This window comes from Streptomyces sp. RP5T (assembly GCF_003933965.1).
Lineage (GTDB): Bacteria > Actinomycetota > Actinomycetes > Streptomycetales > Streptomycetaceae > Streptomyces.
On record NZ_RSAJ01000080.1, the window covers coordinates 1 to 22,811 of the forward strand.

General features: G+C 71.9%; 28 protein-coding genes. 13 read left to right on the plus strand and 15 right to left on the minus strand.

Going from position 1 to position 22,811, the window contains the following annotated elements:
• Window positions 1–214 precede the first annotated feature (214 nt).
• From EHS43_RS11770 to lnt, 4 genes are all read left to right on the plus strand, one after another.
• Entirely contained in the window at window positions 215–394 is a 180-nt protein-coding gene (locus EHS43_RS11770) for a hypothetical protein (protein WP_078936148.1), read from the plus strand.
• 79 nt (window positions 395–473) lie between these two features.
• The gene (locus EHS43_RS11775; protein WP_125190501.1) at window positions 474–1,646 is read left to right on the plus strand and encodes an FAD-dependent monooxygenase; all 1,173 of its coding nucleotides are present in this window, start codon (window positions 474–476) and stop codon (window positions 1,644–1,646) included.
• A gap of 92 nt (window positions 1,647–1,738) precedes the next feature.
• Window positions 1,739–2,221 (plus strand): nuclear transport factor 2 family protein, encoded by a 483-nt coding sequence (locus EHS43_RS11780; RefSeq protein ID WP_125190502.1) that lies wholly within the window; start codon window positions 1,739–1,741, stop codon window positions 2,219–2,221.
• Between the two features lie 64 nt (window positions 2,222–2,285).
• Complete coding sequence (gene lnt / locus EHS43_RS11785) at window positions 2,286–3,845, plus strand: apolipoprotein N-acyltransferase (RefSeq protein ID WP_125190504.1); 1,560 nt, start codon at window positions 2,286–2,288, stop codon at window positions 3,843–3,845.
• Here lnt and EHS43_RS11790 read toward each other — a convergent pair.
• The gene (locus EHS43_RS11790; protein WP_125190506.1) at window positions 3,769–4,674 is read right to left on the minus strand and encodes a Gfo/Idh/MocA family protein; all 906 of its coding nucleotides are present in this window, start codon (window positions 4,672–4,674) and stop codon (window positions 3,769–3,771) included. The two genes, lnt and EHS43_RS11790, sit on opposite strands and share 77 nt — an antisense overlap.
• A 120-nt stretch (window positions 4,675–4,794) precedes the next feature.
• Here EHS43_RS11790 and EHS43_RS11795 point away from each other — a divergent pair, with 120 nt between their 5' ends.
• On the plus strand, window positions 4,795–5,307 hold the full coding sequence (locus EHS43_RS11795) for a DinB family protein (RefSeq protein WP_125190508.1): 513 nt from the start codon (window positions 4,795–4,797) through the stop codon (window positions 5,305–5,307).
• A 199-nt stretch (window positions 5,308–5,506) separates the two neighbouring features.
• On the plus strand, window positions 5,507–5,962 hold the full coding sequence (locus EHS43_RS11800; protein ID WP_260470482.1) for a hypothetical protein: 456 nt from the start codon (window positions 5,507–5,509) through the stop codon (window positions 5,960–5,962).
• Window positions 5,963–5,974: 12 nt separating this feature from the next.
• Here the strand turns inward: EHS43_RS11800 and EHS43_RS11805 are convergent, their stop codons facing one another.
• The 7 genes from EHS43_RS11805 to EHS43_RS11835 form a co-directional block, all read right to left on the minus strand.
• Complete coding sequence (locus EHS43_RS11805) at window positions 5,975–6,496, minus strand: hypothetical protein (protein ID WP_125190510.1); 522 nt, start codon at window positions 6,494–6,496, stop codon at window positions 5,975–5,977.
• 160 nt (window positions 6,497–6,656) lie between these two features.
• Complete coding sequence (locus tag EHS43_RS11810) at window positions 6,657–7,340, minus strand: uracil-DNA glycosylase (protein WP_125190512.1); 684 nt, start codon at window positions 7,338–7,340, stop codon at window positions 6,657–6,659.
• 81 nt (window positions 7,341–7,421) lie between these two features.
• On the minus strand, window positions 7,422–9,002 hold the full coding sequence (locus EHS43_RS11815) for an ABC transporter substrate-binding protein (protein ID WP_125190514.1): 1,581 nt from the start codon (window positions 9,000–9,002) through the stop codon (window positions 7,422–7,424).
• 192 nt (window positions 9,003–9,194) lie between these two features.
• The gene (locus tag EHS43_RS11820) at window positions 9,195–9,959 is read right to left on the minus strand and encodes an SDR family oxidoreductase (RefSeq protein WP_125190516.1); all 765 of its coding nucleotides are present in this window, start codon (window positions 9,957–9,959) and stop codon (window positions 9,195–9,197) included.
• 12 nt (window positions 9,960–9,971) lie between these two features.
• On the minus strand, window positions 9,972–10,733 hold the full coding sequence (gene fabG / locus EHS43_RS11825) for a 3-oxoacyl-ACP reductase FabG (protein ID WP_125190518.1): 762 nt from the start codon (window positions 10,731–10,733) through the stop codon (window positions 9,972–9,974).
• Window positions 10,734–10,898: 165 nt separating this feature from the next.
• Window positions 10,899–11,315: a DUF3037 domain-containing protein gene (locus EHS43_RS11830; protein ID WP_125190520.1), complete on the minus strand. Its 417-nt coding sequence runs from the start codon at window positions 11,313–11,315 to the stop codon at window positions 10,899–10,901.
• Window positions 11,312–12,067, minus strand: a complete 756-nt coding sequence (locus tag EHS43_RS11835) for a HipA family kinase (protein WP_125190522.1) — start codon at window positions 12,065–12,067, stop codon at window positions 11,312–11,314. Before EHS43_RS11835 ends, EHS43_RS11830 begins: the two co-directional genes overlap by 4 nt.
• Window positions 12,068–12,158: 91 nt before the next feature.
• Between EHS43_RS11835 and EHS43_RS11840 the strand changes: the two genes are divergently transcribed.
• Window positions 12,159–12,605 (plus strand): Rieske (2Fe-2S) protein, encoded by a 447-nt coding sequence (locus EHS43_RS11840; protein WP_125190524.1) that lies wholly within the window; start codon window positions 12,159–12,161, stop codon window positions 12,603–12,605.
• On the opposite strand, the gene EHS43_RS11845 is transcribed toward EHS43_RS11840, so the two are convergent.
• Entirely contained in the window at window positions 12,592–13,251 is a 660-nt protein-coding gene (locus EHS43_RS11845; protein WP_125190526.1) for a cysteine hydrolase, read from the minus strand. The two genes, EHS43_RS11840 and EHS43_RS11845, sit on opposite strands and share 14 nt — an antisense overlap.
• 179 nt (window positions 13,252–13,430) lie before the next feature.
• Here EHS43_RS11845 and EHS43_RS11850 point away from each other — a divergent pair, with 179 nt between their 5' ends.
• On the plus strand, window positions 13,431–13,898 hold the full coding sequence (locus EHS43_RS11850) for a pyridoxamine 5'-phosphate oxidase family protein (RefSeq protein ID WP_125190528.1): 468 nt from the start codon (window positions 13,431–13,433) through the stop codon (window positions 13,896–13,898).
• Between the two features lies 1 nt (window position 13,899).
• Here the strand turns inward: EHS43_RS11850 and EHS43_RS11855 are convergent, their stop codons facing one another.
• Window positions 13,900–14,802: a LysR family transcriptional regulator gene (locus EHS43_RS11855; RefSeq protein ID WP_125190530.1), complete on the minus strand. Its 903-nt coding sequence runs from the start codon at window positions 14,800–14,802 to the stop codon at window positions 13,900–13,902.
• A 74-nt stretch (window positions 14,803–14,876) separates the two neighbouring features.
• On the opposite strand from EHS43_RS11855, the gene EHS43_RS11860 reads away from it, so the two are divergent.
• Complete coding sequence (locus EHS43_RS11860; RefSeq protein WP_125190532.1) at window positions 14,877–15,800, plus strand: DMT family transporter; 924 nt, start codon at window positions 14,877–14,879, stop codon at window positions 15,798–15,800.
• 120 nt (window positions 15,801–15,920) lie between these two features.
• Here EHS43_RS11860 and EHS43_RS11865 read toward each other — a convergent pair whose 3' ends face one another.
• Window positions 15,921–17,255, minus strand: coding sequence for an aminotransferase class I/II-fold pyridoxal phosphate-dependent enzyme (locus tag EHS43_RS11865; protein WP_125190534.1), 1,335 nt, complete (start codon window positions 17,253–17,255; stop codon window positions 15,921–15,923).
• A 35-nt stretch (window positions 17,256–17,290) separates the two neighbouring features.
• Between EHS43_RS11865 and EHS43_RS11870 the strand changes: the two genes are divergently transcribed.
• Window positions 17,291–17,974: a pyridoxamine 5'-phosphate oxidase family protein gene (locus EHS43_RS11870; protein WP_125190536.1), complete on the plus strand. Its 684-nt coding sequence runs from the start codon at window positions 17,291–17,293 to the stop codon at window positions 17,972–17,974.
• Window positions 17,974–18,606, plus strand: coding sequence for an FMN-binding negative transcriptional regulator (locus tag EHS43_RS11875; RefSeq protein WP_125190538.1), 633 nt, complete (start codon window positions 17,974–17,976; stop codon window positions 18,604–18,606). The genes EHS43_RS11870 and EHS43_RS11875 overlap by 1 nt, the downstream gene beginning before the upstream one ends.
• A 48-nt stretch (window positions 18,607–18,654) precedes the next feature.
• On the opposite strand, the gene EHS43_RS11880 is transcribed toward EHS43_RS11875, so the two are convergent.
• The 3 genes from EHS43_RS11880 to EHS43_RS11890 all read right to left on the minus strand — a co-directional run bounded on the left by EHS43_RS11880 (window position 18,655) and on the right by EHS43_RS11890 (window position 21,372).
• The gene (locus EHS43_RS11880; RefSeq protein WP_125190540.1) at window positions 18,655–19,566 is read right to left on the minus strand and encodes a DMT family transporter; all 912 of its coding nucleotides are present in this window, start codon (window positions 19,564–19,566) and stop codon (window positions 18,655–18,657) included.
• A gap of 191 nt (window positions 19,567–19,757) precedes the next feature.
• Window positions 19,758–20,753 (minus strand): DMT family transporter, encoded by a 996-nt coding sequence (locus tag EHS43_RS11885; RefSeq protein WP_125190542.1) that lies wholly within the window; start codon window positions 20,751–20,753, stop codon window positions 19,758–19,760.
• Between the two features lie 52 nt (window positions 20,754–20,805).
• Window positions 20,806–21,372, minus strand: coding sequence for a Clp protease N-terminal domain-containing protein (locus tag EHS43_RS11890; RefSeq protein ID WP_125190544.1), 567 nt, complete (start codon window positions 21,370–21,372; stop codon window positions 20,806–20,808).
• A 197-nt stretch (window positions 21,373–21,569) separates the two neighbouring features.
• On the opposite strand from EHS43_RS11890, the gene EHS43_RS11895 reads away from it, so the two are divergent.
• On the plus strand, window positions 21,570–21,758 hold the full coding sequence (locus EHS43_RS11895) for a hypothetical protein (protein ID WP_185806213.1): 189 nt from the start codon (window positions 21,570–21,572) through the stop codon (window positions 21,756–21,758).
• A 104-nt stretch (window positions 21,759–21,862) separates the two neighbouring features.
• Window positions 21,863–22,291, plus strand: a complete 429-nt coding sequence (locus tag EHS43_RS11900; protein ID WP_125190546.1) for an SRPBCC family protein — start codon at window positions 21,863–21,865, stop codon at window positions 22,289–22,291.
• 69 nt (window positions 22,292–22,360) lie between these two features.
• Here the strand turns inward: EHS43_RS11900 and EHS43_RS11905 are convergent.
• Window positions 22,361–22,811, minus strand: a 451-nt coding sequence (locus EHS43_RS11905) for a PadR family transcriptional regulator (protein ID WP_148104035.1), incomplete at its 5' end; no start/stop codon positions are given.

The following is a 22,811-nucleotide window of genomic DNA, read 5'->3' on the forward strand; positions in this document are numbered from 1 at the left end:
GACCTGCAGGACCCGCCCGACGAGGCCACTGCCAGCTGCGGCTGCGGCCCGGGCCGACGGCGACGTACGCGCCCGCCTCCCGGAACACCCCGACGCCATGCGGGAGTTCTCGCACCGTTACAGGGCGCCCACCCCGAATCCCGTGACCCATCACATACCTTGCGCGTAGCCGTCCGGTAGCGCGCTGTCAGTGCTTGCGCCTAGGCTTGTCCGCATGTCCCCCGATTCCGTGACCCCTGGTTCCGTGCGGTCCGCTGCCGAGGTGAACGAGCAGATCCGGGCGCTCTGGATGCGCGCCGGCGGCACGCTGTCGGCACAGGAGCGCGCGGAGTACGAACTGCTGGTGGTGGAGTGGGCGGCCGCGATCCGCGGTGACGTCATCAAGGCGGCCTGAGCCCCTACCCGGCCTGAGCCCCTCCCGGGCCAGAGCCCCCTCCGAAAAGAAGGCACGTCCCTCGAAGCGAGGTCATGCCATGAGAGCGATCGTCGTGGGCGCGGGCATCGGCGGACTGACCGCCGCGCTGAGCCTGCGCCGGGCCGGCCATGACGTGACCCTCGTCGAGCGGTCGCGCCATCTCACCGAGATCGGCGCCGGCATCCAGCTCGCCCCCAACGCCACCCGCGTGCTGCGTCGTCTGGACCTGCTCGACGCCGTCGCGGAGCACTCCACGCGCCCGGCCCATCTGAGCTTCCGCACCTGGTCCGACGGCTCCGAGATCTGTCGCTACGTCATCGGCCCGGAGGCGGAGGCAGAGTTCGGGGCGCCGTATCTCCAGGTCCACCGGGCCGATCTCCAACAGGCCCTCGTCGCCGCCGTACCGCCGGAATCGCTGCGCCTGGCCACCACCGTCGCCGGCATCGACCAGGACGAGAGATCGGCCACGGTGACCACCGGGAGTGGGGAACGCCTGGAGGCCGACCTCGTCGTGGCCGCCGACGGCATCCGCTCCGCCGCCCGCCAGTGGCTCTTCGGCGCCGACGAGGCGGTGTTCTCGCACACCGCCGCCTACCGCGCCCTGCTCCCCGCCGCCGAGGTCGCCGACCTGGACCTCCCGGAGTACGCCGGCTGGCTCGGCCCGAACCGCCACGTCGTCCACTACTGGCTGCGCCGCGGCCAACTCCTCAACGTCGTCGCCGTGTTCGTGACGGACCGGGTGGCCCAGGAGTCGTGGACCGCCCAGGCGGAACCGGGCGAGCAGCTGCGCGCCTTCGCCGGCTGGGACCCCCGGCTGCTGACCGTCCTGGAGCGCGCGGGCCGGGTCTTCCGCTACGGCATCCACACCCGCGCCCCGCTCCCCCGCTGGAACGCCGGCCGGGTCACCCTGCTCGGGGACAGCGCCCACGCGATGGTGCCCTTCCAGGCCCAAGGCGCGGCCCAGGCCATCATGGACGCGGCCGTCCTCGGCGACTGCCTCACCGGTGTGACCCCGGAGGAGGTGCCTGAAGCGCTGGACCGGTACGTGCGCAGGCGGGCCCCGGCCGCCACCGCGGTGCAGGCCGGTTCCGCCCGCGCGGGCCACGACTACCACCTGCCGGACGGCCCCGAGGCCGAGGAGCGCAACGCCCGCCTGGTCGCCCTCGCGGCCGAGAACAGGTTCGGCCCTCACTCGGCCGCCTGGCCGGTCGACGTCCTGGCCGACGGCTGAGCGGGGTCTTTCCCGGGCGACGGCACCGCGGGCCGCCCGAATGTGGCCGCACGCCCCTTGGCTCGGCCCGGCCCATGCCCAACACTGAGCCGATGACGCAGCGTGTGGAGCTCGCGACCGTGATGGACCGGCTGGCCGTGGACGCACTCGTCACCGACTACGCCGCGGCCGTGGACGACGGCGACTGGGAGGGGTACCGAGGACTGTTCACCTCCGACGGGCGGGCCGACTACCGCTCCGCGGGCGGGATCGAGGGTGACGCGCACCGCGTCGCCGCCTGGCTCGCGGAGAGTCTCACGCTGTTCTCGATGCGACAGCACCTGATCGTCAACCGTCGTGTCCGCTTCGGCATCCTGGACCAGGACACCGGTGACACGGCCCGCGTCCAGGCCGACTACATCAACCCCATGCGCCTCATCGGCGACGCCCCCTCCACCGCCCCCGACTTCGTCTGCGGCGGCCGCTACTCCTTCGCCCTGCTGCGCACGGACGACGGCTGGCGGTTCAGCGAGGTCGTCGTGCGGGAGAAGTGGCGGCGTCCGCCGGACCCCCGGCCCGCGCCTGTGATCAACTGAGCCGACGCCCTCGGGTGGTCAACCACACGCACACTGGAGACCCACACGGGGTAGGAGGCGCCACATGAACACCTTCGGCAACTGGCTCGCCTCCCCGTGGCGGCGCACGACCGTCGCCGTGCTGGCGGGCGCCCTCCCCGTCCTCGCGTTCCCGGCACCGTCGCTGTGGTGGTTCGCCTACGTCGCCCTTGTCCCCTGGATCGCGCTGATCCGCTCGGCGCCGACGGCGAAACGGGCGGCGTACGACGGCTGGGCCGGCGGTTTCGGGTTCATGGTGGGGATGCACCACTGGCTGCTGCCGAGCCTGAGCGTGTTCATCTTCGTGATCGGCGCCCTGCTCGGCGCGCTGTGGGCCCCGTGGGGCGCGCTGGTACGGCACTTCCTGGCCGGGACGCCCTCGCGCGGCGGGATCGCCGCCGCCCTGGCCGTACTGCCGTCGGGCTGGCTCGGTATCGAGCTCGTCCGCTCCTGGCAGGGGCTCGGCGGCCCCTGGGGCGTGCTCGGCGCCAGCCAGTGGGAGGTCGCACCGGCGCTGCGGCTGGCCTCGGTCGGCGGGGTGTGGCTGATCAGCTTTTTGATCGTGGCCGTCAACGTGGCGGTCGCCGTGCTGGTGACGGTCCGTGCGTCCCGGGTGCCCGCGGTGGCGGGCCTGGTGGCCACGGCCGCGGTGACCTCGGCGGCCTGGATGTGGGCCCCGCGCCCCGACACCGGGAACGGCACACGGATCGCGGTCGTCCAGCCCGGCGTCGTGGACGGCCCGGACCGGCGCTTCGCCCGCGAGGAGCGGCTCACCCGCGATCTCGCCGGGCAGGACGTCGACCTGGTCGTCTGGGGCGAGAGCAGTGTCGGCTTCGACCTCGGGGACCGGCCCGACCTGGCGAAGCGGATCGCGGCGCTCTCCGAGGAGACCGGCGCCGACATCCTCGTCAACGTGGACGCCCGCCGCTCCGACAAGCCCGGCATCTACAAGAGCTCGGTCCTGGTCGGCCCCGGCGGGCTCACCGGCGACCGCTACGACAAGATGCGCCTGGTCCCCTTCGGCGAGTACATCCCCGCCCGCTCACTGCTCGGCTGGGCCACCTCGGTCGGCAAGGCCGCGGCCGAGAACCGCAGGCACGGCTCCGAGCAGGTCGTGATGGACGTCGGCCACGGGCTGAGGGTCGGTCCGATGGTGTGCTTCGAGTCGGCGTTCCCCGACATGAGCCGCCATCTCGCCGAGGCCGGCGCCCAGGTGCTGATCGCGCAGTCGGCGACCTCGTCCTTCCAGCAGAGCTGGGCCCCCGAGCAGCACGCCTCGCTGGCCGCCCTGCGCGCCGCCGAGACGGGCCGCCCGATGGTGCACTCGACCCTGACCGGTGTCTCCGCCGTCTACGACGCGAGCGGCGGGCGGGTCGGGCAGTGGGTCGGCACCGACGCGAGCACCGCACGGGTGTACGACGTCCCGCTGGCGACCGGGACGACGGCCTACGTCCGCCTCGGCGACTGGCCGGTGCACGCGGCCCTGCTGGTCCTCGCCGTGTGGGGCGCCGTTCAGCTGGGCCGGCGCTTCAGGCGGTCCGCTCCTGAACCGCACGTACCACCCGCTCGCACAGCTCATGGGTCGCCAGCGCGTCCCGGGCGCTGAGCACCTTTCCCGCGCGCACGGCGTCGAGGAAGGCGAGCACCGCCTGCTCGATGCCGCGCTGCCGGGCCACCGGCACCCAGTCGCCGCGCCGGCGCACGGTGGGCTGGCCCTTGTGGTCGATGACCTCGGCGAGGTTGAGCACCTGGCGCTTGGTGTCCTGCCCGGACACCTCCAGGATCTCCTCGGCCGAACCGCTGAGCCGGTTCATCACCCCGAGCGCGGTGAACCCGTCCCCGGCGAGCTGGAGCACCACGTGGTGCAGCAGCCCGTCCTGCACGCGCGCGCGTACCGTCACGTCGTCGACCGGCCCCGGCACCAGGAACCGCAGGGTGTCGACGACGTGGATGAAGTCGTCGAGGATCATCGCGCGGGGCTCCTCCGGGAGCCCGATCCGGTTCTTCTGCATGAGGATCAGCTCGCGCGGATGCTCGGCGCACTGCGCGTACCCGGGGGCGAAGCGCCGGTTGAACCCGACGGCCAGACTCACGTCCCGCTGCTCGGCCAGCTCCACCAGCCTTTCGGAGTCGGCGAGTGCGTAGGCGAGGGGCTTGTCGACGTACGTCGGTACGCCGGCCTCCAGCAGCCGCGTGACGATCTCGGGGTGCGCGGTCGTCGGCGCGTGCACGAACGCGGCGTCCAGGCCCTGGGCGAGGAGGGAGTCGAGGTCCCGGTGCCGCTGTCCCGCGGGCAGGTGGAGTCCGTCGGCGACCCGGGTCAGGGTCGCCGGCGTCCGCGTCTGCACGTGCAGTTCGATGCCGGGCCGACCGCTGAGCACCGGCAGGTACGCCTTCTGCGCGATGTCACCGAGTCCGATGCAGCCGACCTTCACGTGGACTCCTCCGATTGTCTGGCCAGGGCTTTGCCGGAAGCATACGGCGGCCGTCCCGGGCCCCGTCCGACGGCCGGGAATTCGCTGGTGGTGGGAGGTGAGGTGGGTCAGGATGCGCACATGACGACTCAGCGCGCCGAACCCGCCGCGACCGCCGACGAACGCAGCATGCTGGAGGGCTGGCTGGACTACCACCGGCAGACGCTGGCCTGGAAGTGCGAGGGTCTGAGCGACGCCCAGCTCAGGACCGCCTCGGTGGAGCCGTCCACGCTCTCCCTGATGGGCCTGGTGCGGCACATGGCGGAGGTGGAGCGCAGCTGGTTCCGCCGGGTCCTGGCCGACGACGAGGCCGGGCCGATCTACTACAGCGAGGCCGACCCGGACGGCGAGTTCCGTCTCACCGAGGCGGACACCTGGCAGGAGGCGTACGGCACCTGGCAGGCCGAGATCGCCAGGGCCCGGGAGAACGCGGCCCGCTTCGGCCTGGACGACATCACCGTGGGCAAGCACCGCCGGACCGGGGAGCGGTTCAACCTGCGCTGGCTGTACACCCACATGATCGAGGAGTACGCCCGCCACAACGGCCATGCCGACCTGATCCGCGAGCGTCTCGACGGCGCGACCGGCGACTGACGTCAGCAGCGGCGGGCCCGGGCACGCCGTACGGGGACGGAGATCACCCGTGCGGGGCAACCTCCGCTCGTCCGCTGTCGCCGAGGCCGCCCGAACCAGCAGAGTGACGCGGGTGCATCGAACCACGACTACCGCAACGCTCCTGGTCACCGTGGCCGTCTCGGCTCTCACCGGCTGTGTGACGGTCCAGCGTCCCCCCGTGTCCGGCCCGCCACCGACGGCGGCGGCGTCGCAGCCGCCGGGGCCGGGGGACGCCCGTCCGGACGGTCAGGCGGAGCCGCAGATCGTGCAGGCCCCGGCCCAGGAGGCGCTGTCCATGATCGACCCGTCCCGGTCCTCGAAGCCGGAGAAGACCTCCCCGGGCGACCGGGCTCCGGCAACCGCCGCGGCCTCCGCGCAGTCGCGCGAACGGCAGCCGGCAACCGCGTATCCGGCGCACCCCGAGCATCCCGCGCACCGGGCGCATCCGCAGCCGCGGCACCCGGACACCCCGCACCCCCGGCAGCCGCGCGTCGAGATCCCGGACGTGGCCCGCACGGTCCCCCGGTCGGTCCCCAAGGGCTCGAAGGACGTCTGCGCGCTGGGCAGGAAGTACGGCCGCTGGCCGGAGGGCAGCCCGGAGTCGGTGATCTGCGACCAGGCCTACGGACGGTGAGGGGCCCGGGCCTCAGGGCCGCTGCCGCGGCGGCCCCCACCCTCCGTCGGCGGCGGATCCGCCGTCGCCGAGCCGCAGCTCCAGTCTGCTGATCGCCGCCCGCACCCCGTCGCTGTAGCTGTCCTCCCCCAGGGCTTCCGCCGCCCTGCGGGCCCGGCGCAGATGGGTGCGGGCGGCGTCCGCGCGGGCCAGGCGCACATAGTCGGCGGCCAGGTTGAGGTGCAGCGAGGGGTACAGGGCGCGTACGGCGAGCGCGCTCTCGTGCCGGGACAGCCGGTCGTCGGTGAGCTCCTCGGCCGCCGTGAGGGCCCTGAGGTCCCAGGCGAGTTCGTCGCAGGGGTCGTCCTGGGCGTCGGCCATGTAGTGGGCCAGGGTGCAGCGGTGCAGCGGGTCGCCGTCCTCGCCGATCTCCGCCCACAGCTCCAGGAAGCGGTGCCGGGCCTCCTCGCGGTCTCCCGCGTGGCACAGCATGACGACCTGCCCGATCCGTGTCATCACGGCATCCGGCGCCGTCTGCTCCTGTCGCTCCGTCAAAACGTCCTCCGGCCTTCGTCGGCTGTCATGACTGTCCCCCGACGCTAGGGCCTGTCCGACGCTTCACGTCGGCGGCGCGTGGCCGGGTACGCCCATCCGCGGCACCGTCGGGGCCGGGCGGGACCGGGCCGGTCGCCGCGGCGTCGGCCCGGTGGAAGGGTCAGCCGAGGTTCGGGATCGTCCAGTCGATGGGCTCGTGCCCCTGCCGGGCGACCGCCTCGTTGATCTGGGTGAACGGGCGGGAGCCGAAGAACTTCTTCGCCGACAGCGGGGAGGGGTGGGCGCCCTTCACCACCACGTGACGGCTCTCGTCGATCAGGGGGAGCTTCTTCTGCGCGTAGTTGCCCCACAGCACGAAGACCGCCGGGTCGGGCCGCTCGGCCACCGCGCGGATCACCGCGTCGGTGAACTTCTCCCAGCCCTTGCCCTTGTGCGAGTTGGCCTCGCCGGCGCGGACCGTGAGCACCGCGTTGAGCAGCAGGACGCCCTGCTGGGCCCAGGGCATGAGGTAGCCGTTGTCCGGGATCTCCAGACCCAGCTCCTCCTTCATCTCCTTGTAGATGTTCCGCAGGGAGGGCGGGGTCCTGACACCGGGGCGGACCGAGAAGCACAGGCCGTGGCCCTGGCCCTCGCCGTGGTAGGGGTCCTGACCGAGGATCAGGACCTTCACCCGTTCGTAGGGCGTCGCGTCGAGGGCGGCGAAGACCTCCTCGCGCGGCGGGTAGACGGGACCCTTCGCCCGCTCGTCCTCGACGAACTCCGTCAGCTCCTTGAAGTACGGCTGCTGGAGCTCGTCGCCCAGAACCCCGCGCCAGGACTCGGGCAGCATGGCGATGTCGGTCACGTCAATTCCTCACGATGTGCGGTCACTTGCAGGCTTCAGAACCTACAGGCGCCCACTGACAATCGCTGCCGTGCGGGGGACCTACCAGCTGGTCTTCCAGTACAGCTCCCACATCGTCATCATGGTCGCCGGGTCGATGACCTTCTCCAGGCCGGCGATCTCCTCGTTCGCGGCCACGTACTGCTTGCCCTGCCACAGCGGCACCAGCCGCGCGTCGTTCACGAAGACCTGCTGGGCCTCCTCGATCTGGCGTCCCACGGCACCGCGGTCGCTCTCCGCGCGCGACTCCGGCAGCAGCTTGCCGGTGATCTCCGGGGCGTCGTACGGCGTGCCGAGGGCGTTCTGCTTGCCCACGAAGGGCGCGATGAAGTTGTCGGCGTCGTGGAAGTCGGGGAACCAGCCGCGCCCGAACACCGGGTACTCGCCCTTCTGGTAGCCCTCGACGTAGGTCTTCCACGGGCGGCTCTTGAGGGTGATCGTGAACAGTCCCGAGGCCTCCAGCTGCTTCTTCAGCTCCTGGAAGGCGGGCTTGGTCGTCGAGCCGTAGCGGTCGCTGGTGTACCAGAGGGTCAGCGGGACGCGCTCGGTGATGCCCGCTTCGGTGAGGTACTTCTTGGCCTTGGCCACGCTGGGGTCGCCGAAGTCGTCGAAGAAGCTCGTGGTGTGGCCGGTGAGTCCGGCGGGGACCATGGAGTACAGCGGCTCGACGGTGTCCTTGTAGACGTAGTGCACGAGCGCCGGGCGGTCGACGATCTGGGCGACGGCCTTGCGGACGGCGGGCTTCGCGGACCACGGGTCGCGGGGGTTGAACACCAGGTAGCTGATCTCGGTGGTGGGGTTCTCGACAAGCTGGAGCCCCTCCTTCTGCTGGTTGACCTCGATGTCCACGGTGTCGGAGGCGCCGAGTCCGCGGTAGACGACCGAGATCTCCTTGTCCTTGAGGGCCTTGACCATGTCGTCCGACTGCTTGAAGTAGCGGATGGTCACGGCCTTGTTCTTGAGGTCCGCTATGCCCTTGTAGTTGCCGTTGCGGACGAGCTCGGCCTTCTCGCCCTCCTGGAAGGAGTCGAGCGTGTAGGGCCCGGAGCCGCTGATCCTCCCGTCCTTGCGGATCGCGGTCGCGGAGTACTCCTCGGGGTCCACGATGGACATGGCCGGCGTGGTGAGCACCAGGGGGAAGGTGGCGTCGGGCTGGCTGAGGTGGAAGACGACCTCGCGGTCGCCCTTGACCTGCACCCGGGAGAGCGTGCCCAGCAGGCCCGCGGGACCGCCGTTGACGTTGATCCTCTTGATGCGGTCGAAGGAGTACTTGACGGCCTTGGCGTCCAGGCTGTGCCCGTTGGAGAACTTCATCCCCTCGCGCAGCGTGCAGCTGTACACCGTGCTCGTCGGGTCGGTGAACTCGCAGTGCTCGGCGGCGTCGGGTTCGGGGTCGGACACGCCGGGCGAGTAGTTCAGGAGCGTCTGGTAGACGTTGCGGAACAGTTCCCAGGAGTTGTCCCAGGAGGCCGCCGGGTCAAGCGTGGCCGGGGCGCTGGTGGTCCCCACGACGATCGCTTTGTCGGTGTCGGACGAGTCCGAGGAGAACACACCGCAGCCGGCCACCGTGGATATGGACACGAGCGCCGCGAGTGGCGGCAGGTATCGGTTCCGCTTGAACACGCGCTTGCTCCTCGAAATGCCGTGCCGAGAGTCGGCAAAACATACCGCAGGGCCGCGCACGCACAACCGGTTCGTTCACAGGCGACTTGATCGCCGCATCGGTGATGACCCTGTAATGCCGCTGTGCGGCTTTTGTGCGTCGACACGGGCGCCGTCGGTGTCAAACGGACGCCCGTGCCGAGGCCACGGCGGTCAGCCCACGCCGGCGTTGAGGAAGATGCCGCCGTCGACGACGAGCGTCTGGCCGGTCACCCAGTCGGACTGGGACGAGGTGAGGAAGGCCGCGGCGCCGCCGATGTCGGAGGGCACCCCGAGCCGGGCCAGCGGGTAGGCCGCGGCGGCCTCCGCCTCCCGGCCCTCGTACAGGGCCTGCGCGAACTTGGTCTTCACGACGGCCGGGGCGATGGCGTTGACCCGCACCTTGGGCGCGAACTCGTGCGCGAGCTGCTGGGTGAGGTTGATCATCGCGGCCTTGCTGACGCCGTACGCGGCGATGAAGGGAGAGGGCGCGATGCCCGCGACGGAGGCGATGTTGACGATCGCGCCGCCGTTGTCCTTCTGCCAGGCGTGCCAGGTCTTCTGCGCGAAGCCGAGCGCGGAGATCACGTTGGTCTCGAAGACCTTGCGCGCCACGTTCAGGTCGAGGTCGGCGATGGGCCCGAACACCGGGTTGGTACCGGCGTTGTTGACGAGGTAGTCGACGCGGCCGAAGGCGTCCATGGCGCGCTCGACGGCGATCCTCTGGTGCTCCTCGTCGTGCGCCTTGCCGGCGACGTAGACGGCGCGCTCGGCGCCGAGCTGCTCGACGGCCTCCTTGAGCGCGTCCTCGGTGCGGCCGGTGATGACCACCCGGTCACCGCGTGCGACGAGCGCCTCGGCGACGCCGTAGCCGATGCCGCGGCTGGCGCCCGTGATGAGCGCGACCTTGCCCGAAGGCTCGGGGAGTTGCGAAGTCATGGTCCCGTTTCCCTAGTCGAGCGGTCCGCCGGCGACGTACAGCACCTGGCCGGAGACGAATCCGGCCGCCTCGCCGGTGAAGAAGGCGATGGCGTTGGCGATGTCCTCGGGCTCGCCCACGCGCGCGACCGGAATCTGGGTGGCGGCCGCGGCCTTGAACTCCTCGAAGCCCATGCCGACGCGCTCGGCGGTCGCGGCGGTCATGTCGGTGGCGATGAAGCCGGGGGCGACGGCGTTGGCGGTGATGCCGAACTTGCCGAGCTCGATCGCGAGGGTCTTGGTGAAGCCCTGGAGACCGGCCTTGGCGGCGGAGTAGTTGGCCTGGCCGCGGTTGCCGAGCGCCGAGGACGACGACAGGTTGACGATCCGGCCGAAGCCCGCGTCCACCATGTGCTTCTGGACGGCCTTGGTCACCAGGAACGAACCCTTGAGGTGCACGTTCAGGACGGTGTCCCAGTCGGAGACGCTCATCTTGAACAGCAGGTTGTCGCGGAGCACGCCCGCGTTGTTCACGAGGATCGTCGGCGCGCCGAGTTCCTCGGCCACGCGCGCGATCGCGGCCTGCACCTGGGCCTCGTCGGAGACGTCCGCGCCGACCGCGATCGCCCGGCCGCCGGCCGCGGTGATCTTCTCCACGGTGTCCTTGCAGGCGGCCTCGTCGAGATCGATCACGGCGACCGCGCGGCCCTCGGCCGCCAGTCGTACGGCGGTGGCGGCGCCGATGCCGCGCGCGGCGCCCGTGACCACGGCTACCCGCTGCTCAGTGGTGGACATTGCTGGTTCTCCTCGCCCTTGAGAAATCGCCTTGAGAAATCGCCCTGGAAAACGATCTGCGAAAGTACGGCCCATTCGGTGAGCGACCGCTTAGTACCTTCAGCAGACGTGACGCTAGAAGCCATGGCACGCGGTGTCAACGTCACACGAGCGGGGTGTGATCCATTACCTGACCAGCAGATCGAGCAGACGCTCCGGTTCGGCGGCCGGATCCGTGGTCAGCCCGGTGTGCACGGGGCCCGGCTGGACCACCGTGGAGCGGGGCGCGATCAGCCAGCGGAAGCGCCGTCCGGCGTCGTCGCGGGCGGCCTGCCCCGCCGCCGCACCGCCCGCGCAGACGCCTTCGACGGCCTGGAGCGCGGCCCGGACCCCGGCCACGTCCGCGTCCGGGTCGAGCGCCCGCAGCCTGGCCTCGTCGAGGTGGGTGCGCACCCCGACGTACGCCTTGGCGCGGCAGTACACGAGCACCCCGGCGTTGATGCCCTCGCCGCGCTCGATGCGGGGGACGACCCGCAGCAGGGCGTACTCGAAGACCTCGCGGTCGTCGGTGCGGCCGCCCCTGATGATGTGGCGCTCGGTCACTTGATCCCCTCGATCCGCTCGTGGACGACGGCCGCGCGCGCGAGCAGCGGCCGTGCGTAGGTCCGCCGGAGCTCGTCCGGCGACTCGAAGCCGGGTTCGTCCGCCAGCCAGGCGTCCGGGATCTCGGCGGTGACCTCGGCGAGCAGGTCCTCGGTGATCCGCGGGGCGAGGTCGGCGGCGGCAGCGGCGACATCGGGCGCGAAGAGTCTGAGGACGTGGTCCGAGGCGTCGTAGGGGCGGGCGGCGGACTTCTCGGCGCCGGGCCAGTTGTGGTGCCAGATCATGGTCGCGCCGTGGTCGATGAGCCACACCTCGCGCTGCCACCACAGCAGGTTGGGGTTGCGCCAGGAGCGGTCGACGTTGTTGACCAGCGCGTCGAACCAGACGATCCGGCCGGCCTCCTCGGGCTCCACCGGAAAGGCGAGCGGGTCGAAGCCGAGCGCTCCGGAGAGGAAGTCCATGCCGAGATTGGTGCCGCCGCTGGACTTGAGGAGCTCCTGCACCCGCTCGTCGGGCTCACCGAGTCCCAGGTCAGGGTCGAGGTCGAGCGTCAGGAGCCGCGGTACCCGCAGGCCGAGCCGGCGGGCGAGCTCCCCGGCCACCACCTCGGCGACCAGCGTCTTGCGGCCCTGTCCGGCGCCGGTGAACTTGATGACGTACGTCCCGTGGTCGTCGGCCTCGACGAGTCCCGGCAGCGAGCCGCCCTCACGCAGGGGCGTGATGTAGCGGGTCGCGATGGCTTCCTTGAGCATCGCCCCAGGTTACTGGGGGGTGTCTGAACAACGGGCACTCCTGGCCCGTACCTGTGGGCAGTTCGGAGAATCCGTGGAAGGGGACGTCAGCATGGCCAGCGAATCGATTCATCCCGCATCGGCCCCCAGTCGCCGGGTCGTCGTCGCGGCGGTCGGCGCGGCGGGACTAGCCCTCACCCTGAACGCGTGCGGGTCCGAGGACGACCCCTCACCGGCCGCGTCGGACGCGGCCGGAGCCGGAGCGGGGGCCGGCAATGTCCTCGCCAAGACCTCGGACATCCCCGAGGGCGGCGGCAAGATCTTCAAGGACTCGGGCGTGGTGGTCACCCAGCCCACGGCGGGCCAGTTCAAGGCGTTCTCGTCGAAGTGCACGCACCAGGGGTGCGCGGTGACGGGGATCACCGACGGGGTCATCACCTGCCCGTGCCACAAGAGCGAGTTCTCGGTGGCCGACGGCAGCGTGAAGAAGGGGCCCGCCACCCAGCCGCTGCCCGAGGAGAAGATCACGGTCAGCGGTGACTCGATCACGCTCGCCTGAGAGGTCGGCCGCCGCGGGGCCGCTTGAGACACGCCAGCATCTCGTCGGTGGTCGCCAGCGTGGCGACGAGGGCCAGTGTGTGCCGGATCATCGCCGGGGTGTAGTCGGAGGGCACCCCGGCGACGGCGTCCGTCACCACCACGGCGTGGTAGCCGCGGTTCACCGCGTCGAACACGGCGTTGGGCACCGCCACGTTGGCGGAGACCCCGGTCACCACCAGGGTGCGGCAGCCGAGGTTGCGCAGCAGCGCGTCGACCTCGGTGCCCTGGATCGGCGACAGACCGTGCAGCCGGCGTACGACGAAGTCCTCCTCGCTCACCTCGATCGGGGCGGCCACCCGCACCGCGGTGGTCCCGGAGAGCTGCTGGACGGGCAACCGCTCGGCGGCGCCGAACAGACGGGCGTTGCGGTTCGCGCCGCGCCCGTCCGGACGGCGTTCGGCGATCGCGTGGATCACCTGGACCCCGCTCGCGTGCGCGGCGGCGACCAGCCGGGCGATGTTGGCGAGGGCGCCCGAGGTCCGTGCGGCGCGGGCGAGTTCGGGCAGGGCGCTCTCCGGTCCGACGACACCCTGCTGACACTCGACGGTCAGCAGGACGGTGGCCTCGGGATCGAGCAGTTCGTCGAGTCGTGCGTACGGCGGCACGGTTCCCCCTCGTGGCCGGTGGCCCGGAGCGGCGGTCCGGAGCGGGTGATCCGGAGGCGGTGGTCCGGAGCCGGTGAGAGTAGCCACCATTGCGTGGGGACGGAAGACGACCCATCCTTTTCTGACGTGATGTCAGAGGATCTCTCCTCTGACACGACGTGAGAGACAGAGGGGGATGTATGACCGTCACGCAGCGCCGGGGCCGGAAGATCATGATGACGCCGGGGGAATTGGACGAGTTCCTCACCAGCCAGCGCACCTGCCGGGTCGCCACGGTCTCCGCCGACGGTGCTCCGCATGTGAGCACGCTGTGGTTCGCCTGGGACGGCACCTCGATGTGGCTGTACTCCGTGGTGCGCAGCAAGCGCTGGACGGATCTGCGGCGCGATCCACGGGTCGCGATCGTGGTCGACACGGGCGAGGAGTACGACGAGCTGCGGGGCGTCGAGCTGTCCGGGACCGTGGAATTCGTGGGCGAGGCCCCGCGCACCGGGGAGCTCCGGGCCGAACTCGACGTCCCCGAGACGCTGTTCGCCCGCAAGAACTTCCGTCTGGAGGAGATGCCGCACGACGGACGGCACGCGTGGATACGGCTGACCCCGGAGAAGATCGTCTCCTGGGACTTCCGCAAGCTGGGTTCCGTCTGACTCAACCGGCCTTCAGCGCCGCCGACTTCAGTGCCTCGACCGCCGCCCGGATCGACGGGCGGCGGTCGGCGTCCGCGCGCCAGACGGCGTAGATGTGCCGGCTGACCGACTGCCGTACGGGCACGGTCCGCACGCCCTGCGGGACCGGCCCGCGGCCGAGCCGGGGCGCCACGCACACCCCGAGTCCGGCACCGACCAGGGCGAGTTGGGTCGGATGCTCCTGCACGCGGTGCGCGACGCGCGGTTCGATGCCCTTGGAGCGCAGGGTGTGCATCAGCCACTCGTCGCAGAACGCGCCCTCGCCCCAGGTGATCCAGTCGTCGTCGGCGAAGTCCTCCAGGTCCACCTCGTCGCGGTGCGCGTGGCGGTGGGCCGAGGACATCGCCACGTCCGCCGTGTCGTCGACGATCGACGCCTTCACCAGCCCTTCGGGCATGGGCAACGGCTTGTTGTACCAGTCCAGGACGACGGCGAGGTCGTGGTCCCCGCGGAGCACGGCGAGGACCGCGGGTTCCGGCTCGATCTCGCGCGAGCCGATCCGCAGGCCCGGGTGGGCCGCGCGCAGTGCGGCGATCGCGGCCGGGAACAGTCCGCGGGCCGCCGTCGGGAACGCGGCGAGCCGCAACTCGCCCACCACCTGGCCGCGTTGGGCCTCCAGGTCGGACTGGGCCAGTTCGACCTGGGAGAGGATGCGGGCCGCGTGGTCGGCGAGGAGCCGGCCGGCGTCGGTGAGCCGCACCCCCCGGCCGTTCTTGGCGAGGAGCTGCTGGCCGACCTCGCGCTCCAGTTTGGACATCTGCTGGGAGACCGCCGAGGTCGTGATGTGCAGGCCCTCGGCGGCGCCGCTGACCGAGCCGTGCCGGGCGAGGGCGTCGAGGGTGCGCAGGCGCTCCAGGTTCAACATGTAAGCAATCCTACGAGATACCTCGATGAAATACTCGCTTGTGCTAAGAGATCGTGTGCTGGATCGTGGGCGGCATGACCACCGCGACCGTCGCCGAGACCCAGGTCCTGACCCCCCGCCGCCCCGCCGTCGACTGGCGTCTGCGCTTCGGGGTGCTCTCGCTGATCTGGGGGTTCAGCTTTCTGCTCATCAAGGTGGGCACCGAGGGGTACGCGCCCTTCCAGGTGACGCTGGGGCGCCTGGTGTTCGGGACACTGGTGCTGGCCGCGGCGATGGCGGTGAAGCGGGAGCGGCTGCCTCGCGGGGTGCGGACGTGGGGGCATCTGGCGGTCGCCGGGTTCCTGCTGAACGCGCTGCCGTTCTCGCTCTTCGCCTACGCGGAGCTGACGGTCCCGTCCACGCTGGCGGGGATCTGCAACGCGACCTCGCCGCTGTGGGGAATGGCCCTGTCCCTGGTCGCCCTGTCCGAGGACCGGCCCACGCGCGTGCGGGTCGCGGGCCTGGGGCTCGGTTTTCTGGGCGTGCTGACGGTTCTCGGCGTGTGGCAGGGGTTCAGCGGTCTGGACGGCTGGGGGACGGCGATGGCGCTCCTGGCCTCGCTCAGCTATCCGGTCGGCTGGATCTACGTGCGCCGGACCCTGGCCGGGGTGGGGTACTCCCACATATCCCTGACGGGTGCGCAGTTGCTGCTGGCCACGCTGCAACTCGCCGTCGTGACCCCGCTGTTCACCGGCATGCCGACCCACTTCGACCTGCTCCCCCTGCTCGCCGTCGCGGCCCTGGGAGCGCTGGGTACGGGGCTGGCCGTTCTCCTTCAGTACGGCCTGGTGGCGGAGGTGGGCCCGACCACCGCCCAGATGGTCACGTACTTCATCCCGGTCATCGCCACAGGCGCGGGCGTCGCCCTGCTCGGAGAGCCGCTGAGCTGGTCGACGCCGGTGGGAGCGGCGGTCGTACTGGCGGGGGCCGCGCTGACGCAGATCCGCCGGGGCACCTAAGAAGGGTCACGGCCCTGGCATCCGAGGGGCGACCTACGGCTCCCTCACGACCCGGCAGCCCAGTCACGGACACCCGCCACCGAGGGCGGCCACCGGGCCCACACCATGGGCCAAGCCCCCTCACCTGTACGTGACCGCAGGCCCCACCGAACCCACCGCCCTCGCGATCGCGTCCGCCAAAGGGGCCGTCTCGGAATCCCTCAGGGTCGCCACCGTCACCCGGATCCCCTGGGGCGCGCCCATTCTGAAGCGGGCGCCCGGGGCGACCGCCCAGCCCGCGTGGAGGAGGCGGGACACCGCGCCCGTCTCGTCCGGGACCGGGATCCACACGTTGAGGCCGCTGCGGCCGTGCGCCTCTACCCCGCGTTCCGCCAGCGCCTCGATCAGCCGGTCACGGCGCTCGCGATAGGCGGCAGCCACCTTCGCGGTGTCGAGCACGCCGTCCGTCCACAGGTGCACCACGGCCCGCTGGGTGATCCGGCTGACCCAGCCGGGGCCAAGGCGGTGGCGGCCGTGGACGCGGTCGACGGTGACCTCGTCGCCGGTCAGGACCGCGAGGCGCAGATCGGGGCCGTAGGCCTTGGCCACCGAACGGACGAAGGCCCAGTGGCGGGTGACTCCGGCCAGGGGGTGCAGGGGCAGGTCGACGATGCCGTGGCCGTGGTCGTCCTCGACGAGGAGGACGTCGGAGTGGTCCACGAGGACCGCACGCAGAGCACGCGCACGCGTGGCCGTCACCGAGGCACCGGTCGGATTCTGCGCCCGGTCGGTGACGATCAGGGCGCGGGCGCCGGACTCCAGGGCCCGGCGTACGTCCTCGGCACGCGGCCCCTCGTCGTCCACGCCCACCGGGGCGACCCGCAGGCCCAGCGCCGGGACCAGGTCGAGGAGGCTGCCCCACCCGGGGTCCTCCAGCGCGACCGTGTCGCCCGGCTTGAGGTGGGCGGCCAGGACGCGCTCGATCACGTCGAGGGATCCGGAGGCGACGGCGAGGGGACCGTCCGGGACACCGTCCGCGTCGAACGCGCTGCGCGCCAGCCGCGCCAGGTCCGGGTCCACGGTCGCCTCCCCGTACAGCACCGGCTCCCGGTCGCCCTGGGCGGCGGCCGCCGCGAAGGCCGGTGCCAGCGGCGGCAGCAGCGCGGGGTCCGGGTTGCCGTTCGCCACGTTCCGCACGCCCTCCGGGACCTCCACCCGGATGTCCTCCCGGCCCGTGGTCGCCGGCTTCGACCGGATCCGGCTGCCCCTGCGCCCGGACGTCTCGATGACCCCGCGCTCCCGCAGGGTGCGGTACGCCGCCGCGACCGTATTGGGATTGACACCCAGCTCGGCCGCCAACTCCCGCATGGGCGGCAGCAGTTGACCGGGCTCCAGCTCCCCGGCCCCCACCGCGCGCTCGACGCTCGCCGCAATCTCCGCTGCGCGTCGCCCTTCGATTCGATATCCTCCTAGCACAAAGCAGATTATGCACTAGTGCAATGGAGACCGCAATGCAGGGGACCACCGCGACCACGCCGGAGCCAGCCGCCTACGCGCCGACCGACCGCACCGTCCCGACGCGCTCCCCGGAGCGGGCCTCGTACGACAGGGAACTGGTGCACTCGATACTCGACGAGGGCTACGTCTGCCATCTCGGCTTCGTCCGGGACGGCGCCCCGGTGGTGCTGCCCACGCTGTACGGCCGGGTGGGCGAGCGGCTCTACGTCCACGGCTCGACCGGCTCGCGCCCGCTGCGGATGACCGGCAAGGCCGATCCGGGGCTGCCGGTGTGCCTGACGGTCACCCATGTCGACGCGCTGATCCTGGCCCGCTCGGCCTTCCACCACTCGATCAACTACCGCTCCGTGGTGGTGCACGGGCTCGCGTACGACGTCACGGACCCCGAGGAGAAGCGCCTCGCCCTCGACGCCCTGGTCGACCACGTGGTCCCGGGCCGCGCTGTCGACTCACGCCCCGCCAACAAGAAGGAACTGGCCGCCACCGCGGTGATCCGCCTCGACCTCGACGAGGTCTCCGCCAAGCTCCGCACCGGCGGCGTCAACGACGAGCCCGAGGACCTCGCCCTCCCCCACTGGGCCGGCGTGGTCCCGCTGCGCAAGGGCTACGACACCCCGGTCGCCGACGGCCAACTGGCCCCCGGCACCGAGGTCCCGGACTACCTCGCGGTGCTGTGATGCTGATCCACCCCTGGGACGCGGCCCGTGACGACACCGAGTGGCAGCAGTGGCTCGCCGTCCACGACTTCGGACAGCTCGCCGTCAACGGCCCCGCGGGCGAGCCGCCGTTCGTGCAGCCGCTGCACTTCGTCCACGACCCCGAGCGGGCCGAGGTGCTCACCCACCTCGCGCGGCCCAACCCGCTGTGGGCCGCGCTGGAGGCGAACCCGGACTGCCTGCTGAGCGTGGTCGACGACTACGCGTACGTCCCGGGCCCGTGGCAGGCCGACCCGGACGGTCCGTCCGAGCACGGCACGCCCACGAGTCTCTACGCGGCGGTCCAACTGCGCTGCCGGGCCCACGTGGTGGACGATCCGGCCGAGAAGGCCGCGCTCCTGAACCGGCAGGTCGGCCACTTCCAGCCGGAGGGCGGCTCCGCGCGGGTCGCGGTGGGCGAGGTGCCGTACGGGCGGATGCTGACGGGGATTCGGGGGCTGCGGCTCGAAGTGACCGGTGTACGGGCGAAGTTCAAGTACGCCGGCAGGCGGACCGCGGAGATCCGGGAGCGGATCGCGGACGGGCTGGCGGACCGGGACGGCCCCGGGGACGCGGCGGCACGCGAGCACCTGCTGCGGCGGCAACGCGCCTGACCGAGGGGGCCCTTCACGGCTCCGTACCAGGAAGGCCCCCTCCCCCCATCAGGCGGGCCCGCGCGCCTCCGTCACCGCGAGCCCGGCGACCGCGCCCAGCATCAGCAGGGTGCCGAGGAGCACGGCCGGGCTGAGGCGCTCACCGAACAGGGCGACGGCCAGCACCGCCGCGCTCACCGGTTCCAGGAGCATGATCACCGACACGGTCGTGGAGCGGACCACCGCGGCGGCCGCGAAGTAGAGGCCGTAGGCGAGGGCCGTGGGGACGGTCGCGAGATAGGCCAACAACCCCAGCAGCAGCACGGGGTGAGCCGTGTGCGGGACGAGTCCCTCGGCCAGGGCGAAGGGCAGCAGACAGAGGCTGGTGACCGCGAAGACACCCACGGACGTGCCGGAGGACTCCGCCCCGGCAGCCCGTGTGATCAGGGTCATCACGCAGCAACCGGCCGCCGAGAGCAGCCCCAGCAGCACGCCCGCCGGCCGTACGGACGCCTCCGCGCCGCCGAGCATCAGCACTCCCAGTCCGGCGAGCGCTCCGGCGACGGCGACGACTCCGCTCCGCCCGAGCCGCTCCCCCAGTGCCAGACGTGCTCCGAGCGCGATGAGCACGGGTCCGGCTCCGAGGGTGACGACCGTGGCCACGGCGAGCCCGGTGGACCGTACCGCGGCGAAGTAGGCGGTCTGGAACACCGCGAGCCCGACGCCGGACGCGCCGACCCGCAGGGCCCGGCGGCCGAGGGGTTCCGAGACGGCCGTACGCGCGCGTGGCCGTACCGGACGGACCGCGAGCAGTACCGCGAGGCCGGCCGCGCAGCGCCAGAAGGACAGGGCCGCCGGGCCCAGGTCACTGGTCCGGTAGACCAGGGAGGCGACCGCCCCCGCGGTGCCCCAGGCGGTACCGGCGACGATCAGATAGAGCAGGCCCCGCCCGACGGGCAGGCCTGAGGAAGCATGCGACACGTGTTCTCTCCGCAGTCGCGCCGAGGCGCGGAAGTTCGGAAGAGGACACCCGCTCGGTGGCGGGGTCCGCGGACTTCGTCTGCGGGCAGCACCGTTCGGCCCGGCGACGGGCCGGGCGTGGTCTCCGGAGGGCCCGCCTCAGGCGGCCGGCGGAGAGACGATGCGGGTGCGCGTATGCATGATCCGGAAGCCTAGGCCGCGTTCTCCCGGGCGGACAACCGGCTTTCGGCGCCGCCGGCCGCGACCGGCTCCAGCGAGCCCTTGGCCGGGGTCGAGGACTGCGCGATGAAGGCGCCCAGCAGGACGACCGCGCCGCCCACGATCTGCGGGGCCGAGAGGTGCTCGCCGAGCAGCACCCAGGCGAGGACGGTCGCGACGACCGCTTCGAGGCAGGCCACCACTCCCGCTATCGCCGGTGAGAGCCGGCGCACGGAGACCACTCCGGTGACGTAGGCGAGGACGGTGGCGATCAGCACGATCCAGCCGAGCAGCAGTCCGGCCGCGACCGGGGTGCCGTTCATGTCGGCGCTGTGCGCGAGGACGGAGAAGTCCATGGTCCAGGGGCGGGCCACGGCGGTCAGGACGGCGGTGCCGACGAGCAGGCCGTAGGCGATCACGCCGAGCGGATCGGGGGCCTCGGCGGAGTCGCTGCCCTGGTCGGACAGGACGAAGTAGCCGACCTGGCAGCAGGCGGCGCCGAGCGCGAGGAGCAGTCCGAGGGCGTCGAAGCTCAGGCCCGCCCAGACCTCGACGACACAGGCGAGTCCGCCGACCGCGAGGACCACGCCGAGCGCGGCGGCACGGGTGACCGGCCGCCCCTGCACGAACCGCACCCAGCCGAGCACCAGGGCCGGGGCGAGGTACTCGACGAGCAGCGCGACGCCGACCGGGATGCGGGAGATCGACGCGAAGTAGAAGGCCTGCACGCCCGCCACACCGAGCAGGCCGAAGCCGGCGAGCAGGGCGGGGCGGCTGCGCAGCAGCGCGCGGTGGCGGACCGCCAGCGGCAGCATCACCAGGGCGGCGCCCGCCACCCGCAGCCACACCACGTGGAGCGGGTCGAGGCCCGCCTCGATCAGCGGCTTGGCCGCGACCCCGGATCCGCCGAAGGCGAGTGCGGACACCAGTGCGAGACCGAACCCGACACCCTTGCCGCCACCGGCCCTGCTGCTCTCAGACGTATGCACCGGCCCATGATGACAGGGGACGACATGAGCGTCACCCCCGTTGACTCCTGTCTCAGCGAGTGGACCGCGGCGGGCCGTCCCACACGCTTCCCGGCCGGCGCTCCTCGATCCGCGCGAACACGGCCCGGGCGTCGATTCCCGCACGGGTGAGCACCTCGACGGCCCGCGAGCCGGGGTCCGCCAGGATCGCCGCGAGCAGGTCGATCCCGCGGGCGGGCCCGTCGGCGCGGCGCTCGGCCCGCGCACAGGCATGGTCCATCGCACCCGCGGCGAGCGGCGAGAACCCCTCGGCCGCCGTCACCACGGGAACCGCGCCGGAGTCCTCGACGGTGCCCTGCCAGCGCAGTCCGTACCCGATGCTGCGTTGCACGAGATAGCCGAGGAGCCGCGGCAGCTGGGGTTCCGCGCCGAGGACGGCGTACGCCTCGGCGTCGGCGTCCAGCAGCGAGTGCAGGAGATGGGCCGTGTCGATCTGCCGGTCCCCGTCCCTCAGCGCGCGCCGGCGGGCACCGGACACCACCGCTGTCAGTTCCGGGCTCAGCCTGACATCGCCGTCCGAGGGGATCGGCGGCGGGCCGCCCTGTTCGCGGGCCGACTGCCGGGGGATACGGGGGTGCACATCCCCCACCTCATCAGTCCCACCGAAGCGGCACATCCTCGAAGGGAAGCATCTTCCCGTCCCACGGAGAGCGGACCCCGGGGCCGGAATCTCCTCCTTGCGGATGACATCAAGCCCTTCCCGCCCGATGGGCGCGCGCCGGCTTGCCGTGCGCCCCTCGCGCAACCGGCGCGCGACGCTCTTCGTCCCACACAGGCATGGACAGCAGTGACTGGCTGGTGGCGCTGCCGGCCGTGGACGGCAAGCAGTACGTGTACCGGGTCCACGCCCCCGAGGACGCGCTGCTCGCCGATCTGTTCTGGGAGGCGTGGCACTGCCACGACGAGAGCGCGTTCCCGCGGGCGTGGGACCTGTTCGACGCGGCGGTGATACGGCGGGTGGACTGAACACCCGTCCCTCCCACACTTCCTGACGGTTCATCAGTATTGAATGTTGCACCCCCTGCGGCTACTTTCCGCGACACCACAGCCCGACACGAAGAGGTGGCCGCATGGCGGAAATCAGCGCGGAGGCACGCATCCCGGCACCCGCGGAGAAGGTCTGGGCCCAGCTCACCGACTGGTCCGCGTACGGGGAGTGGAACGCGACCCACACCAGCTTCCCCAAGGGCGGTCCGACGACCCTCGAACCGGGCGGGACCTTCCAGGAGAACATGAAGCTGATGGGCTTCCCGGCCGAGGTCGAGTGGACCATCGACCAGGTGGAACCGGCCCGGGTGTTCGCCATCCGGGGCAAGGGCCCGATGGCGGTGAGCGTCGCCACCCGCTACACCCTCACCCCCGACGGGGACGCCACGACGGTCCGCATCGACGGCGAGTTCACGGGCGCCGCGGTCTCGCTGATGGCGGGCAAGCTGAAGGACTCGGGCACGGCCGCCCTCAACGAGTCGCTGCGGAAGCTGGCCGGGCTGGTGTCCTGACTCCCCCGGCACACGAAGGCGCCCCGGGAATCGCTTCCCGGCGCGCCTGTCGCTGCTGTGGAGCTGTGATCAGTCCTCGTCGGCGAGGATGAGGTACAGCTTCTTACGGGCCTCGTTGATGACGGCCACCGCCTTCTCGCGCTGCTCCTTGCTGCCGGTCTTCCAGACCTGGCCGAAGGCCTCCATCAGACCGAAGCCGGCCTGCCGGATCTCACCGAGGGCCTCGAAGTCGATGCCGCGGGAGGCCTCCTCCCAGGGGGCGTCGGGGCCCTCGTCGGCCGCGGTCCGGCCGGCCTCGGTGAGCGAGAAGAGCTTCTTGCCGCCCTCCGTCTCACTGATGATCAGCCCCTCGTCCTCCAGCAGCTGGAGGGTGGGGTACACCGAACCCGGGCTGGGCTTCCACGCCCCGCCGCTGCGCTCGGCGATCTCCTGGATCATCTCGTAACCGTGCATGGGCCGGTCCTTGAGCAGGGCCAGGATCGAGGCGCGCACGTCACCGCGCCGCGCCCTCCCCCTGGGT